The organism is Pseudomonas sp. Sample_9, from assembly GCF_004307535.1.
GTDB lineage: Bacteria > Pseudomonadota > Gammaproteobacteria > Pseudomonadales > Pseudomonadaceae > Aquipseudomonas > Aquipseudomonas mercuritolerans.
In genome coordinates this window covers 34,225-51,200 of the sequence record NZ_RAZO01000170.1, presented here as the reverse complement: position 1 = coordinate 51,200, position 16,976 = coordinate 34,225, and the positions used below count along the sequence as shown (strand labels likewise).

9 protein-coding genes are annotated in these 16,976 nt (G+C 61.8%); 5 read left to right on the top strand and 4 right to left on the bottom strand.

The window, feature by feature from the left end:
* Positions 1-85 (bottom strand): hypothetical protein (locus D6877_RS29870; RefSeq protein ID WP_241662878.1); only part of this gene is annotated, 85 nt, incomplete at its 3' end.
* Positions 86-217: 132 nt separating this feature from the next.
* Between D6877_RS29870 and cobG the strand changes: the two genes are divergently transcribed.
* The 5 genes from cobG to D6877_RS09580 all read left to right on the top strand — a co-directional run bounded on the left by cobG (position 218) and on the right by D6877_RS09580 (position 12,017).
* The gene (cobG, locus tag D6877_RS09600) at positions 218-1,516 is read left to right on the top strand and encodes a precorrin-3B synthase (RefSeq protein WP_277751480.1); all 1,299 of its coding nucleotides are present in this window, start codon (positions 218-220) and stop codon (positions 1,514-1,516) included.
* Positions 1,509-2,135, top strand: coding sequence for a precorrin-8X methylmutase (locus tag D6877_RS09595; RefSeq protein WP_130910593.1), 627 nt, complete (start codon positions 1,509-1,511; stop codon positions 2,133-2,135). Before cobG ends, D6877_RS09595 begins: the two co-directional genes overlap by 8 nt.
* A complete protein-coding gene (locus tag D6877_RS09590; protein WP_039757046.1) occupies positions 2,135-2,866 on the top strand; it encodes a precorrin-2 C(20)-methyltransferase in 732 nt (243 codons plus the stop codon). Before D6877_RS09595 ends, D6877_RS09590 begins: the two co-directional genes overlap by 1 nt.
* Complete coding sequence (gene cobJ, locus D6877_RS09585; protein WP_130910592.1) at positions 2,866-4,566, top strand: precorrin-3B C(17)-methyltransferase; 1,701 nt, start codon at positions 2,866-2,868, stop codon at positions 4,564-4,566. The genes D6877_RS09590 and cobJ overlap by 1 nt, the downstream gene beginning before the upstream one ends.
* Positions 4,567-4,856: 290 nt before the next feature.
* Entirely contained in the window at positions 4,857-12,017 is a 7,161-nt protein-coding gene (locus D6877_RS09580; RefSeq protein ID WP_130910591.1) for a TcdA/TcdB pore-forming domain-containing protein, read from the top strand.
* A gap of 86 nt (positions 12,018-12,103) precedes the next feature.
* Here D6877_RS09580 and D6877_RS09575 read toward each other — a convergent pair whose 3' ends face one another.
* The 3 genes from D6877_RS09575 to purD all read right to left on the bottom strand — a co-directional run bounded on the left by D6877_RS09575 (position 12,104) and on the right by purD (position 16,935).
* Entirely contained in the window at positions 12,104-12,700 is a 597-nt protein-coding gene (locus D6877_RS09575; protein ID WP_016771870.1) for a MarC family protein, read from the bottom strand.
* Between the two features lie 62 nt (positions 12,701-12,762).
* Positions 12,763-15,540 (bottom strand): hybrid sensor histidine kinase/response regulator, encoded by a 2,778-nt coding sequence (locus tag D6877_RS09570; RefSeq protein ID WP_130910590.1) that lies wholly within the window; start codon positions 15,538-15,540, stop codon positions 12,763-12,765.
* Positions 15,541-15,639: 99 nt separating this feature from the next.
* Positions 15,640-16,935, bottom strand: coding sequence for a phosphoribosylamine--glycine ligase (gene purD, locus D6877_RS09565; RefSeq protein ID WP_130910589.1), 1,296 nt, complete (start codon positions 16,933-16,935; stop codon positions 15,640-15,642).
* Positions 16,936-16,976 lie beyond the last annotated feature (41 nt).

Below are 16,976 nucleotides of genomic sequence, written 5' to 3'. Positions count from 1 at the left end.
CGCCCATCAGAGCACGCCGGGCATTCTTGCCCAGGCCCTTGAAGCCGTCTTCACCGATTCCCACGATCGTCAGCCAGGGTGACATCTATATTCCTCAAAACGTGGCGTTCCGACGGGCAGACTTTTCATGCCGCCGGACAAAGCAGGCATAATACCGCGCCTTCGCCCGCGAAGCGCCTCTGCCACGCAACCGGTCAGCCCCTTGAACGAACGCCCGATGTCCACTGCCTTACGCCCCTCGGCCTGCCCGGGGTTGCTGCGTATCGTCCAGGCACTGGACGGCGGTATCTGTCGGATCAAGCTAGATGGCGGTTCGATCAGTGCCGATCAGGCCGATGCGGTGGCCGCTGCCGCCGAAGCGTTTGCGAGCGGTGCGATCGAAGCGACCAATCGCGGCAACCTGCAGATTCGCGGCATCGGTGCGCAATCGGCGGCGCTGATCGAGCGCTTGCTGGCCGCTGGCCTCGGGCCAAAGAACGCTGCCGGCGACGATGTGCGCAATCTGATGCTCAGCCCGGCCGCCGGCATCGATCGGCAGATGCTGATCGACACGCGCTCGCTCGCAGGGCAAATCCTCGACACCTTGCAAAGCCATCCGCGCTTCCATGAGTTGAGCGCCAAGTTCGCCGTGCAGCTCGATGGCGGCGAAGCGCTGGCGATGCTCGAACATCCGCACGATCTGTGGCTGTCGGCATTCGAGCGTGACGGCGAAGTCCTCTGGGCATTCGGTCTGGCCGGTTGCCCGACCGATCGCCCTCTCGGCGCTGTGACTCAGGACAACGCTCACGCGCTGGTGGTCGCCGCGCTGGAACTGTTCCTCGACCTGGCCCGGCCAGAGCAAACACGGATGCGCCATCTGCTCGATGAGTTGCCCAGGCTCGCGTTTCTGGAATCGTTGCGCGAGCGCGTATCGCTCAAGGCAATCAGCAATTGGCAGCGCCCGGCGTCGGCAGACGCGCTGCACATCGGCGCTCATCAGCAGAACACGCAAGGCCGCTGCTACGTCGTCGCGGTGCCGCCACTGGGCCGTCTCGATCCGGCGATGCTGCGTGGCGCGGCGCAACTGGCCCGACAGTCTGGCGATGGCAGTCTGCGCTTCACGCCGTGGCAGAGCCTGCTGCTGCCGAACGTGAAAGCCACGGATACCGACAACGTGCTTGAGCAGTTGCGGGCGTTGGGCCTGCTGACGACCGACGCCGAACCGCTGACAAGGCTGATCGCCTGCACCGGCGCCGATGGCTGCGGCAAAGGTCTTGCCGACACCAAGCAGGATGCCCGGCAACTGGCACCTTTGCTGCCCGCAGGGCTCAGCGTGCACCTGTCGGGCTGCTCGCGCTCCTGCGCCGCCGCCCACTGCGCGCCAGCCACGCTGCTGGCCGTCGCCCCCGGTCATTACGACCTCTATTTTCGCGATGCAGCACAGCCCGGATTCGGCACGCTGCACGCCTGCAACCTTACTATTGAAGCGGCCGCGACCCTGCTCGACGCCCGCTCCCGGAGCCCCCTTGATGCTTGATTACATCCGCGACGGTCAGGAGATCTATCGCAACTCCTTCGCGATCATTCGCCGCGAGGCCAATCTGGCGCGCATTCCCGCCGATCTGGAAAAACTTGCGGTGCGGGTGATCCACGCCTGCGGCATGGTCGAGGCCATCGACGGTCTGCAATTCTCCGAGGGCGCGGGCAAGGCCGGGCGCGATGCTCTGGCGGCCGGTGCGCCGATTCTCTGCGACGCGCGGATGGTTTCCGAAGGCGTGACCCGCGCGCGCCTGCCGGCCAATAACCAAGTGATCTGCACTTTGCGCGACGACAGTGTGCCGGAGCTCGCCCGTGAGCTGGGCAACACCCGCTCGGCCGCCGCGCTGGAGCTGTGGCGCCCGCACCTCGAAGGCAGTGTGGTGGTGATCGGCAACGCACCAACCGCGCTGTTCTACTTGCTGGAAATGCTCGACGCCGGCGCGCCAAAACCGGCACTGATCCTCGGCTTCCCCGTGGGTTTTGTCGGCGCTGCCGAATCGAAAGCGGCACTGGCCGCCGACAGTCGCGGCGTGCCGTTCGTGATCATGCAAGGCCGCTTGGGCGGCAGCGCCATGGCCGCCGCCGCCGTCAATGCCCTCGCTACGGAGATCGAATGATGCAGGCCAAAGGACGTCTGATCGGCCTCGGTGTCGGCCCCGGTGATCCGGAACTGATCACTGTCAAAGCCTTGCGCCTGTTGCGCGAATCGCCAGTGGTCGCGTATTTCGTGGCCAAGGGCAAGAAGGGCAATGCGTTCGGCATCATCGAGGCGCATCTGGTCGAGGCGCAGAACCTGCTGCCGCTGGTCTATCCAGTGACCACCGAGGCATTGCCGGCACCGCTGTCGTATGAGCAGGTCATCAGCGATTTCTACGACGAAGCCGCTGTGGCGGTCGCCGAGCATCTGGATGCCGGCCGCGACGTGGCGGTGATCTGCGAAGGCGACCCGTTCTTCTACGGCTCCTACATGTACCTGCATGACCGCCTCGCCAGCCGTTATGAGGCTGAAGTCGTGCCCGGCGTGTGCTCGATGCTCGGCGGCGCTTCGGTGCTGGGAGCGCCGCTGGTGTATCGCAATCAGAGCCTGTCGGTGCTTTCCGGCGTACTGCCTCACGAAGAACTGAAGCGGCGTCTGGCCGATGCCGATGCGGCGGTGATCATGAAACTGGGGCGCAACTTTCCCAAGGTGCGTCAGGTGCTGGAAGAACTCGGCCTCGCCGAGCGCGCGCTGTATGTCGAGCGCGCGACCATGGCCAATCAGAAGATCGTGCCGATGGATCAGGTCGAGCCGATGTCCTCGCCGTACTTCTCGCTGATCATCGTCCCGGGCGAACGGTGGCAAGGTTGATGAGCCAAGCGACTCCCGCCATCGTCATTCTCGGCCAGGGCAGCCTCGCCACGGCGCGGCGCATTCAGCAGGTCTATCCGGCGGCGCAGGTCCATGGCCTTGCCGGACGGGTTGAAGGCGCCGACAGCCGCTATGAGGAATTCGGCGCGACCCTGCGCGCGTTGTATCAACAGGACACGCCGATCATCGCCCTGTGCGCAGCCGGCATTGTGATTCGCACGCTGGCGCCGCTGTTGCTGGAGAAAGGCGCCGAACCCGCCGTGCTGGCGGTGGCCGAAGACGGCAGCGCGGTGGTGCCGTTGCTCGGTGGCCTCGGCGGGGTCAACGTCATGGCCCGGGAGATTGCGGCGGCGCTGCAAGTCGCGCCGGCGATCACCACCAGCGGCGAATTGCGCTTTGGCACCTGCCTGCTCAATCCGCCGAGCGGCTATGCACTGGCGGATCTGGAATCGGGCAAACGCTTCGTTTCCGATCTGCTCGCCGGGCACAGCGTGCGCATCGAAGGCGCGGCGCCGTGGCTGGATCAGGCGCAGTTGCCGCAGGATCCGCAGGCGCAGCGGTCGATTCATGTAAGCAGTGCGCAGCGGGTGGCCAACGCCGATGAATTGCTGATTTACCCGCGCAGTGTGGCAGTGGCGGTGAGTGCTGAGGTGGCGGATCTGCCGAACGCCATTCGCGCTGCTTTGCAACAGGCCAGCGTCGCCGTGCCGGCACTGGCGTGTCTGGTGGCAGCGGACGCTGAAATGGCCGCATCGAATCTGCGCGAGGCTGCGCTCGAGTTGGGCGTGCCGCTGCGCTTCGTCGCAGCGCAAAACGATCTTCAGGCGTTGGCCCGAGTTGCAGTGCCTGCGGCGAAGGTGATCAGCGCAGAACATCTGGCGATCGCGATTGCCGAGCAACCGCTGGACGTGTCGCAAATCGGCCGTCCACGCGGTCGCCTCGCGGTCATTGGCCTCGGCCCCGGCGCCGCCGAACTGATGGTGCCCGCGGTGAAAGCCGAACTGGCCCGCGCCACCGATGTACTGGGCTATGAAACCTACGTGCGCATGGCCGGCCCGTTCCGCGACGATCAGGTGCAGCACTGCACCGACAACCGTGAAGAAATGCAGCGTGCCCGCCATGCCTTCAGGCTCGCCGCCGAAGGCCGCTCGGTGATCGTGGTTTCCTCGGGCGACCCGGGGGTATTCGCCATGGCCGCTGCGGTGCTCGAAGCCCTGCACGAATCGGACGATCCGGCGTGGCACAGCGTCGATCTGGAAATCCTCCCGGGCGTCTCCGCCTCGCTGGCCACAGCGGCTCAGGCCGGTGCGCCGCTGGGCCACGACTTCTGCGTGATGTCAATGTCGGACAACCTCAAGCCCTGGGCGATCATTGAGAAACGTCTGGATCTGGCCGCCGAAGCGGATCTGGCCCTGGCGTTCTACAACCCGATTTCCCGGGCGCGCCCGTGGCAACTGGGCCGGGCGCTGGAGATCGTTGCACAGCACCGCTCGCCTGAAACACCGGTGGTGCTCGGTCGGGACATCGGCCGACCGGGGCAGACGCTGCGCACCACGACGCTGGGCGCGTTGACGCCGGAACAGGTGGACATGCGCACGATGGTGCTGATCGGCTCTTCGACCACCTGCACGTTTGCTCGTGCCGGGGGCGGTGATTGGGTTTATACGCCGCGCTGGTACGGGGACAAGCCGCTTTGCTGAACCTGGCGCCGAGGCAAGTTGTAAACAAGTTGCCTCGGCGTGACATCCAGTCAAACATCACTGGCAGGTTCTTCAGTCTTCAACTGAGCGCTGCAAGCGTTGGTCAGGCTGTTGACAGCGTGCGAGTAATAACCCCAGCATGAACTTATATATTTCCGGATCATGCGCATAAGCAACTACATCGTTGGTGTATGTTTCCCGGGAAATTATTTGAGTCTTGTGCTTTTTGAAGTCGCCTCGCCGACAGCATAACTTCATTCGGATTCTTTAATTGAATCAGGTGAAGTCTTATGGGTGTCATGGAACAGTATGTTGGCGAGTCGGGTTTCATTTCCGCTGAAGACTTCTCAACGCTGAAACGAAACTTCAAGGAGTTCTCCGCTTCTGCCGACTATTTACAACTGGTTGAGATATACGAGCGCGGGGGGCAGGCGGCGAGCCTTGCGGAAAAACTGCAGGCAATAACCCTCTTTCTCGCCTGTTTTGATCGCTTGGCCAACCGCAAGTCGGCGCGTGGCTCCACGGCCGTTTACACAGTGGCAAACAGACTGCGCGGTTATGCGGTGCGCTTGACGAAGACTGTGAGCATGCTCAGCGACGCAGCCCCGCCAGTGCCGAAAATCATGCATTTTGTCTGGGTCGGCGGCAGTGAAGTTGGCAGTATCCAGCGTGATTACATGAACATTTGGCGCCAGGTTCTGGCCGCCGAGGATTACCGGTTCAGTCTCTGGTACGACAGTGACGCCTTGCTCGCGTACGAGATGAACCGGGTCATTACCGACAGCGCCAGAGTCGATGCGATGGAATCGGGCGGTGACACAATCAGCAAGCCCGCTGTATTGGCAAAGATGATCGAAGATCGTGCGCGGGTATTGAAGCGCGAGATGTTCGAGTTCCTGCAACAACCGCAATGGCGAGGCGACGCCGATCAGGCCCGTATCGAGCTGATGGTGTGCGCTTACGGTAAAGACCGTGCGACTCTGGAAAACTTTCGCCAACACTGCCTGCAAACCCATCAGCAAATGGCGGGCGACGACTTGCAGTTGCGTGATGTTCGCCGGGAGTTTGCCGGGCATTTTCTGGAAGATATCTATCAGCGTGAAGTGGCCATGCGCGGCAACTTTGCAGCGGCCAGTGATGTTGTGCGCTTGCAGGCTCAATACCAGGAGGGCGGTCGTTACAGTGACATGGATTACTTGCCGCCGTTGGTTGAAAAGCTGGGCGATGTCGATATCAGCAGTTACAACGCAGAACAACGTATTGGCGTGTTGCAGGTGTTGCTCAATAACGATGAAACATTGATGCCGGGTCGCGATCGTCAGCGTTATCTCGACAGAATCGGCACCATTGCCGCTGCGGATCTGGCAGCGTTGCAGACGTTTGCTCGCAATAAACACCGACCTGGCGAAATCTTTGTCGCCCCGCAAGAGCACTCGGCGCCGCTAGATGCGATGCGTCTTGGCACTGCTCATGGTATCCCCGTGGCGGGAGAAATGAATGCGCATATTCTGGCCCACGCGGAAAGTGGCATGACCATGGCGTACATGCAGATGATCCGCCTCAATTATGACTGTCTGCTGGAGGTCGAGCGTCGCGTGATTACCGATAGCATCGATACGACAGACGCAGGGCGGCTGGTCGCGGTTATTCAGAACGTGGTGAATGAAGCACTCGCGCAGCAGAAGTTTCCGGCTTCAACGATCCATTTCGCCGCTGGCAGACTCATCGAAGCTATCCATTCCTATTATCAGGACGGCATCAGAGTCGGCGCTCGCAGCACGATCACTCTTACCGGGCCGGGTGCCGCCGCAGCCGGGTTGACCAAATACATTGAAGAGTATCTGCTGCCTGAGCAGATCGATGGCATTCGCAATCATCTGAAGTTGGTTGACGGCTACAACGTGTTCACCGAAGAGGAAATGATTTCCGGCTGGACGGTTAATGACGATGAGACGCAATGGCTGGCCAATGAGCAGGAGAAATGGCGCAGCGGCAAACTCAAGTCGCGTTATACCGGCCAGCTGGCGGATCTGCTCAAGCCGCAACAGACGCTGACGTTCAAGCAGGGCTGGCCGGTGGTGGGCGGTAAACCGGTGTTGCTGACGGCGGTCTTGCAGCAATGGATCGATGACCTGGGCGAACCTTTTGTCTACGCCATGCGCGAAAAAATCAGCGGTGACATCACCTTCACCGATGCTGTTTCCATCGGCTTCGAAACGCGTCAGTTGATCCGTGCGCAAACGGTAAGCGAGTTGCCGGTTTCCCATGGCGCCGAAACGTCCAGCAATCTCAACGAATTGTTCAGCCGAATCGCCCACGACTCGCTGCCGCTGGAGCAACTGAGTCCGTTGGTGCGGGTCCTGCTCGGGGGGATTTTCGGCGCGGCCAGTCTCGACGAGGCGGGCTTCGCGGCTGCCTGGCAAACTACCCGCGAGCTTGCCGTTGAAACCGACGGCGACGGCACGTTCGCGCGTTTTGACGCCATCGAAAAAGCCATTCGTCAGCGCCAGGGGCCGGCCCTCGAGGCCGCCCTGATGCGCGGCGCGGCGCATCCCTTGCTGACGGCGCGCGAGCTCAAGGTCCAGGCGCTCTTCGAACCGCTGACGGTGCGGCAGTGGGGCATACGTATCGGGCAAATCAATCGCACCGCGCAGCGCGAGTACCGCACCCGGATCCTTGAGCGCAGCGCGCAGGTGCGCGAAGTGTTCGTCGGCGCAGGAGCCCTTTGCGCCAGGCAATTGCCGCAGGATTTGCTGATGCAGACGATCAGCGACCCCGGGCGCCGCTGTTACCCGCTGGCGCTGTTGACGGGCGCGGCGTTGGTGGCAGGCGAGTCAGCCGAGCGCACACTGGTGGGGCGTGCCGCCACGGCAGATATTCACCCTGAACAAACCGGCTCAAGGGCTTTGCTCAGTGCGCTGAATGAACTGCGCAGCTTGCCGACCAGCGCCATCGGCGAGGCGCGCGGCCTGCAAAATCTGGACACGCTGATGCAAACGCTGGAGGCGAAGGATGCGTCTACCGTTCTGCTGCTCGACACCGGTGATCACGCGTTGCTGATGGCCAAAGTGCAGGTGGACGGCCAGTTCGTTTACCGCTTCTATGACCCGAACTTTGCCATCTATGCGTTCGCTGAAGGTGCCCATGCCAAGCTCGCCGTGGAGCGTTATCTGGGCGCAGGCGACAGTGCGCTGGCGAAGCTTTATGGACTGGGCGACATGGCCGGGGCGAAGTTCAACGTGATCGAACTGAACACCGAGGTGATCGCCGCACGCAGGCTCTCGTCGGGGTTGCGCGTGGACACTTTTCTGCACTCGCCTTCGAGCGACTCGCGCCGTGCTTCGGTCTGGGCCAGGCAAGCGCTGGCGCGCCAGCGGTCGCTCAGCGAAAACGCGCGGATGGGCGCAAGCCTGGCGCACGTGGATGCGCGTTACTGGGCACAGGCATTCAGCGATGCCACGCAGCAGTTGCGCAGTGCCCACTCGCTCGGGGGGGAATATCTGCCGCTGCTGGATACCCTCAAGCCCCAGGCGGACGGCACTTTTTCGCTGACCCTGGCCGACGCGCAGAAACCGCATCAGACACGAATGGCAAGCACTGCCGATCCGCGCTTCGAGCAGCTCAAGCAGCATCTGGAACGAATGGTCAAAGCCACAAAAGCCGCTGCTCCTGGCGAATCTGACGGCGGCAGCCGCCTGAGTTTCGCCTTTGCGCTCCAGACCCTGATCACTGAAATGCGTTATCGCGAATACCAGGCCGGCGATCAAGTGCCCGCCTTGTCGATCGCGCTGCAAGTGCAGACCTACGTCAGTTATGCGCAACTGGGTTTCGCCGTGGTCAGCGATAGCGCTCAGGTGATCAATCTGGTGCGACAAGTGGCCGCCAGTGAACAGGCACTGCGCCTGAGCCAGTCAGCGCTGGCCGGCCGGGTACTCGGGGCGGCAGCCACCGGTGTCGGCTTTGCATTTTCGCTGGTCAACATCGGCTTCGACATTTACAACCTTTCGCTGGCGGAGAATTACGAGCAGCGTTCGCGCTTATCTACGTCGCTGGCATTCAATGTCGCGGCGTTGGGGCTGGATATTGTCGCACTGGCCGCCGGTGGAGCAGTGGGCGCAGCGGCGGCTGTCCTGTCCGTGCCGCTGCTGGGTGTCGGCATCGGTGCGACGGCCATTGCCAGCAACCTGGGGCAGATCGCCGACAAGGCCACCGAGGTCGGCAATCATTTGCGTGCCATCCACAACGCTTATCAGCCAGGCGCTTTCAGGTTGACCGACGGGGTGTTGCACTTCCCGGCCGAAGCCGTGATTACCCACCTCGATCTGCAAGACCGACAGGTGCGTTTCGACAGTCAGCGGTTTTATCCGTGGAGCGGTGGCCCATTTGAATTGCCGCAGTACAACGATGATCCGAAACTGGTCCATCTTTCCCTGAACATTCGCCAGGCCTTTGGCCTGCCCGAGCGTGCAGCGCTGAACCTGCAGGCTGATACTGTGCTGTTGCCCTGCACGCCGCTGTGTTACTACGGCTACGAATACCAGTTGGGCGGTGCCGGCCATGTCTACGAGCCCCTGCCGGGCGAACAGGTCGAACCGCGCAGTGCCAGTGAACGTCCCGAGCCGAGCTGGTTTTCGCATTTCAACTCGTTGGGAGCGCTGGGCGATGCGCTGAGGGTAGAGCTGGACGAGCGCATCCACACCCGCTACCCGCAATTGCGCAACCGCCTGGCAGACAAGCTGGAATATGACGAACACGGCAGACAGCACTTTTACCTGCACAGCACGCCGTCGCTCAAACACATTCTCTACAAGCTCCTTCCTGTCTACAAACCGACGACGATCAGCGTGCAACTGGATGATCAGGTTCGCCAGATAGCGGTTGCGACCCTGCCCGATGAATGGCGGCAGAAACTCTCCTACGAAATTTCCGCTCCGCCAGGGCACCGTCAGCTGCGCCTGACTCCTGGTTTGAAGCAGGTGACATTGACCGGTTACGGCAAATGGCGGGTGCATGCGCCTTGGGTCAGTGTCGAGCAGGTCAGTTTCGGCACCACACCTTCACCGGAAGGTGATGGCGCGCGACTTTATCTGGCGGGGCGCCATTTGACGGTCGACGCTATCGTGCTGTCGGCTTTCGAGGGAACGATCGAGCTGGCCGGCGGCGAGTTGTTTGAGCTGGACTGGCAACGCAATGCATTGCGCCTGGTCTGCGTTACTCTCGGCGATACCAACAACTCAGGCGAAGTGATGGCCCGCCTGGGCAAACTGGATCGTGAACAACGTCTCACTGCGGGCTACCTGGCGCTTCAGCGATTCAACGTGCCGTTGCAACCCGCCACCCGCCCGCTGCGCACAACGGCCTACTACGACGTCGCGCAAAAGCGCCTGTTGTACGCGCGGGACGTACCGGTTGACGTCCACGAAGGCTTGTTGCTGGGTGCCGCCACCGCTGATCACGCGTGGTTCTATCACCCCGATCACGCTACGGTCTGGCGCGTCGATGCGATCAGCGGCCTGGTCGTGCGCCGCTATCGTTTACTGAGCGTCAAGTCCGCCACGAAAATCACCGCTTTCAGGCAACTCGCGGACGGCACTTTGCGTGTCTCGCAACAGTTGATTGAACGAAAGGACGTGAACGTACGCACCACGCTTGAATTTCATCTGACCGATCAGGCCGTGACGCTCACAGATATGAAGATGTGGACGGACGATCTGCAAGACTCTTTCCTGAAGCCGGAGCCGGGCACCAGAACAGCGTTTTTGCGCTACCGCCAGAAGACACGTCGCGCCTACGCTGACGGGGCCACGACCATGGCCTCGGCGATCCGCACCTGGACCTGCGCGCCCTATCTGCATGTTCAAGCTTATTGCCTCGATAAACTGCTCGAGCGAGCGTGGATCGGGGTCCGTAACGGTCGATACTTCGGGGCTGACACCGTCAGCGACACAGACCGAGTGCTGCTGATGCCCACATCGTCTGATCCGGGCACCGCGCTGCTGTTCTACAGCAAGCAAAGCCGCATGCTCAGCCACGGCATCGAACTGTCCGACAACGTTTTCTGGCACAAGGCGCTGGCCAGGGACGTGGTCGATCTCAGGCGCATCGGCTACCGCTACCTGGCTACCCTGAACGATGGTCGATTGTTCGAAATCGACCTTAACGCCAGGGACGATAACTGGCTGTCCGAAATCGACGGAAACGTTCTGCAATTCGTTGGCCTCAGCCAGCGTTGGCTGCAACACAATCCCGACTGGCTGGCAGCGCTGCCGCCGCTGGCCAAGGAATACAGCGGTGCAGCGTTTGCGATTGTTGGCCTGCACGCTCAGGCCGGGCAGCCATTTCTGGCCGCCTGGTGCATTGACGAAAAGCTCGTACTGATGGATGCCAGGAGTAGCGGCGAGCTGACCTTGTTGGGGTTGACGCCGGACCGCGAGGCCGTCTGGCTGCTGAATGCGGAAGCCGGAACATTGTGGCGCCAGAGGCTGGTGTCATTCGAAGAAGCCCGCGAGGCGTTCGGTGGCACCAGCGTTGTCCGGCATCGGCAGACGTTGCCACGGGCCGAACCGGTCTGGTCTTCGTGGCTGTTCAGCGAAGTGTTGCCCCACGGCAATGGTTTGCTCGGTCGCACGCGAGACGGCGTGACGCTGCAACTGCAAGATCGGCAACCGGCACGAATTGTCGGCACGGAAAACCACTGGTCGCACGTTCCCGGACAGACCTCTGAACAATTGCGCGAACGCCTGAAGCAACTGCTGGATGGACATGCCCATGCTGCGTTTCTGCCCGTGGAAAATACCGGTGATCGCTATCAGTACTACGCGCCGGCGCTCGACAAGCTTTTTGTGGTGAGCGCAAGGGACGATGGCAAATGGGCGACTTTTCTCGGTACGCACAATGGTGCCGATCCGCTGTTGTTCGACCCGATCGACGGGTTGATCTTCAGCGCCGCAACGGCGGACCGCTTATGGTTGCCGAACAGCTTCGCTCAGCGTGACGACAACGTCATGTCGCTACAGGTAAGCGATGACCTTACCGATGTGCAGCGATTGCTTGTCGACGGCGTGGACACGTTGATCCTGACCTTCGGTTCGAGCACGGAGGGTTATCGTATTTCGACTGAAAGCTGGCAGCGTCTGGATTGCGTTGTTGTCGATGCACGGCGTCCATCGGCAGTGCAGGCGGCGGAGCCGGGCCTGCTGGTGCTGGATCTGGATGAATGCGGGCATTTTCTGATATCGAAGGTCGATGCCGATATGCTGTTTGCCGATCCGGACAGTGGCCACACGCTGATCGTCCGCCACGCCGAAGAGCAGGGTGCCTGTGAGCTGGCGCTCAGGGTGGCCGGTCGCCCCTGCCAGTTCGCCTTGACGCAGTGGATGCGGGCATTCGCAGCAGTGCAGGGCAGCGATGCAACTGTCAGTTTGTCAGCGGTGGTTGAGCAGTTGTCCTGACGGGGCCTTTCACCTGGGCGATAAAAAACGCCGCGGACGTTAACGTCCGCGGCGTTTTGTTTTGCATTCGGCCATACGGTGCTCGCTCAAGGCACCAGATACCCCTTCACGCCGGTAAAAATGATCTGCGCGGCCAGCGCGCAAACAAACAACCCCATCAAGCGGCTGACAATCTGCAAACCCTGATCACCGAGAATCCGCTCGATGCGATTGGACAGGTACAGCACCACACCGACAGTGAAACTGGCCAGGGCGATACTCATGATCGCGGTGAGCTTGTCGTCCCAGTGCGGCTGGCTGACGCCCATCACCAGCAAGGCGCCGATGGTGCCGGGGCCGACCGTCAGCGGAATGGTCAGCGGCACGATGGTCACGTCCTGCTGGACATTGTCGGCCTGCACCGCCGGTTTGCCCTGAGCCATGCCCAGCGCGGAAATGAACAACACGCTGCCGGCGCCAATGCGGAAGGCGTCCACGGTGATGCCGAAGACATCGAAAATCACTCGCCCGAACAGATACAGCAGAACACTGGAAATCAGCGTCGCGAGGGCGACCTTCCAGGCCAGGCGCCGCTGTTCCTTGCGCGAATAGCCGCGGGTCAGGCTGATAAAGCAGGACAACACGAAGAACGGGCTGTAGAGCACCAGCATCTTCAGGTAAACGCTGAACAACACATGGAGCATGATGCAAGCTCACTGGCGATGGAGTCGGGGGGAGTCTATCAGGCACCGGACAATCTGTCGGTTTACGACGGCTGGGTCGTGGCCCGGTTCTGCTGATCGCGTTCGGCGACCCAATGCTCGATCAGTTCACGCAGTTGCGACAGCTCAACCGGTTTCGACATGTGCCCGTCCATGCCGGCCTGGCGGGCACGTTCCTTGTGTTCGGCGAGAATGTGCGCGGTGAGGGCGACGATCGGTGTGCGGATGCGCTGATTGCTGACTTCCCAGGCGCGCAGTTGCTGCGTCGCGGAGAAGCCATCGAGGATCGGCATTTCACAATCCATCAGCACCAGGTCGTAACGCTGGGCCTTCATCGCTTGCAGCGCTTCTTCGCCGTTGCTCGCGGTGTCCGGTTGCAGGTTGAGCTTGCCGAGCATGCCGCGGATCACTTTGGTCGAGATGGTGTTGTCTTCGGCGACGAGGATGCGGAAGTCGCTCGGCACTTTCGCCGCTGTGGCCGCCGTAACCACTTGCGGCTGGAACACCACCTGGCCCTTGTTGCGTTGATTGAGCTCGTCCGCCAGCGTGGTCTTGAGCGTATAACCGGCCACTGGTTTGGCCAGAATCCGTTTGATCCCGGAATTGCGCGCAATGATCTTGCTCGGCGCGTTGCTGATGCCGGTGAGCATGATCAGCAGAATGTCGTGGTTCAGGCTCGGGTCTTCCTTGATCTTCGCCGCCAGTTGCATGCCGGTCATGCCGGGCATGTTCTGGTCGAGCAGGACCACGTCGAAGTAATCGCGCAGGTGCGCCTTGGTGCGCAGCAGCGCCAGCGCTTCCTTGCCCGACGGTACGGCGCTGACATTCAGGCCCCAGGCGCTGCATTGCTGTACCAGCACTTTGCGGCAGGTGTCGTTATCGTCGACCACCAATACCCGCGCGCCTTGCAGCGGGCTGTCCAGATCGGACGTCGGATGTTCGAGGCGATCCGGGTCCAGTGGCAGGGTCAGCCACAAAGTGCTGCCCTGAGTGGCGCCGCTCTTGATGCCGAACTCGCCTTGCATCAGACGAATCAGTTGGCGCGCAATCACCAGGCCAAGATTGCCGCCCAGGCGATTGGCCGAGAGGAAGTGCTTGCTGTGCAATTCGGCGTGCAGCAGCGCCTCGCGCTCTTCCGGCTCCATCGGCACGCCGCTGTCCTGCACGGCGATGCGCAGGCGCGGTTTGCTGCTGCGCTCGTCCAGTGCAACGACGATCAGCACCTCGCCTTCTTCGGTTTTCTTCAGGGCGTTTTCCAGCAGGCTCAGCAATGTCTGGCGCAGGCGCGTCGGATCGCCGCTGATCACCCGTGGCACTTGCGGCTGGATGAAACTGATCAGCTCGACGTTCTGTTGCTCGGCCTTGGCCCGGTAGATGCTCAGGCAATCATCGATCAGGGCGTTGAGGTCGAACTGCACGTCATCGAGTTCGATCTGCCCGGATTCGAGCTTGGAGATGTCGAGGATCTCGTTGATCAGCGTCAGCAGTTCGTTGCCGGCGCTGTGGATGGTTTGCACGTAATCGCGTTGCTTGACCGACAGCGGCGTACCCAGCAGCAGCTCGGTCATGCCCAGTACACCGTTCATCGGCGTGCGGATTTCGTGGCTGATCTTGGCGAGGAATTCGGCTTTGGCGTTGATTTCGGCGTTGCTTGCCGCGAGGTCGCGGCTGATGCTGAAACGGCTTTCGGTGATGCTGCGCTGTCGCTCGCCCAGAGCGATGCTCATCAGCAGGCCGCTGATGCAGATGAACACCATCAGCGTCATGATCAGGCCTTGCGGCGTGACCAGTGTCAGCCCCAGCAGCGCCGGGAGGATAACCAGCGTGCCGATGTTGAACACGACCATGGCGGCGACGAACAGGCGCGCCGGGCGATAGCCTTTTTGCCAGTGATAGAAGCCCACCAGCAACATGCTCAGGCCGGCCAGTGCCACCAGTGCGTAGGTGATGATGTTCAGCGGCAAGGTGTTGACGAACAGCAGCAACAGGCTGCACGTGACGATCAACAGAATGTCGCCCCACAGCAGTTTGTTCAGCGCGTGCTGGCCCAGTGGCGCAAAGAAGCGCAGGGCGAACATCAACCCGGCTGGAGCCGTCAGCAGCAATGCCAGATAAGCGCCCGGCGTCTGAATGGCTTGCCAGTTCGGCAGCCACGGACCGGCGAGGTTGAGCAACAGGAACAGACTCAGCCCCAGCAGGCCCTCACAGATCGCCAGCCACAGACTGCTGCGCGAGCGCGAGTAGGCGTAGCGCACCAGGTTGTGCAGCAGGAGCATGGCGAGGCAGCCGAACAGCAGGCCGAAAATCAGCGTCTGCTTCTGATCGGCTGCACCTTCGATTGCTGCTTGCAGGGTGATGTGCGGGCGCAGTTGATGGCCGGAGACCATGCGCACGTAGACGTCCAGCGGCTTGTCGGCCTGGGGCAGCGGCAGCATGAAATCGCTGCTCGGCAACGGATGTTCGGCCTGGGGCCGTTCGTTGCCGGTATTGCGTTGCTCGATCAGCCGGTCGCCGTCGAGTACGTAGAGATTGAGTTGTGACAGGTCGGGGGCAAAGATGCGTAGCACTTGTTCGTGCTTGCCCGGCGCCAGTTTGAAGCGCAGCCACAGGGCGCCCTCGGGTTCGGCCGCGGTCAGACGGTCAAGCTCGGTGGGGCTGAATTGATTGGTGTAGCGAGCGGAACGGATGTCGCTCAGTTGCAGGATGCCCTGATCGTCAAGCAATACCGACCAGCCACTGCCTTGCGCGGCCTGGGCCGGGAGCATGCAGAGCAAGGTCATCAGCGTGACGGTGAAGCTTATGGCAATCCTGAGCCAGCGCACGGCGAAATCCCTTCGTAGGTTGATGCCAGAATATAACGATGCGCGACGACCGAACAGCCCGGCGAGGAATGGCATCCCGCGCCGGGCCTGATGGATCGCTTACTCCTGGGCTTCGCCGCGTTCACGGGCAATGGCGCGGTAGCCAATGTCCTTGCGGTAGAAGCAGCCTTTCCAGTCGATGGCAGCGGCCAGTTTGTAGGCCTGCTGCTGAGCTTCACCGACGGTCGCGCCCATGGCCGTGGCACACAGTACACGACCACCGGCGGTAACGACCTGACCGTCTTTCAATGCGGTGCCGGCGTGGAAGACTTTGCCTTCAAGACCTGCCGCCGCATCCAGACCATTGATCGCCGCGCCTTTGGTGTAGTCGCCCGGGTAGCCGCCCGCGGCCAGCACGATGCCGACGCTCGGACGCGGATCCCACTGTGCTTCGATCTTGTCCAGCGCTTGCGCCAATGCGGCTTCAACCAGCAGCACCAGGCTCGATTGCAGACGCAGCATCACCGGTTGGGTTTCCGGATCGCCGAAGCGGCAGTTGAACTCGATGACCTTCGGATTGCCGGCCTTGTCGATCATCAACCCGGCATAGAGGAAGCCAGTGTAGACGTTGCCTTCCTCGGCCATGCCGCGCACGGTCGGCCAGATCACCTGATCCATCACGCGTTGATGCACCTCGGCGGTGACCACCGGGGCAGGGGAGTAGGCACCCATGCCACCGGTGTTCGGGCCGCTGTCGCCGTCGCCGACGCGTTTGTGGTCCTGGCTGGTGGCCATCGGCAGCACGTTCTTGCCGTCGACCATGACGATGAACGAAGCTTCTTCGCCGTCGAGGAATTCTTCGATCACTACGCGCGAACCGGCGTCGCCAAACGAGTTGCCGGCGAGCATGTCACGCACGGCGTCTTCGGCTTCGGCCAGGGTCATGGCGACGATCACGCCTTTGCCGGCAGCCAGGCCATCGGCCTTGATCACGATCGGCGCGCCTTTCTCACGCAGATAAGCCAGGGCCGGCTCGATCTCGGTGAAGTTCTGGTAATCGGCGGTCGGGATCTTGTGGCGCGCGAGGAAGTCCTTGGTGAAGGCTTTCGAACCTTCCAGTTGCGCAGCACCGGCAGTCGGACCGAAGCAGTCCAGGCCACGGGAGCGGAACAGATCGACGACGCCAGCCACCAGCGGCACTTCCGGGCCGACGATGGTCAGGGAAACATTCTTTTCCGCGAAATCGGCCAGTTGCTCCAGCGCCAGCACGTCGATGGCGACGTTTTCGCACTTGGCTTCAATGGCGGTGCCAGCGTTGCCCGGTGCAACGAAAACCTTCTGCACACGCGGATCCTGAGCCACTTTCCAGGCCAGAGCGTGTTCACGGCCACCGCTGCCAATGATCAAAACATTCAAAGAGAGACTCCTTCGGAGAAAGCTGCAAGCTACAAGCTGCA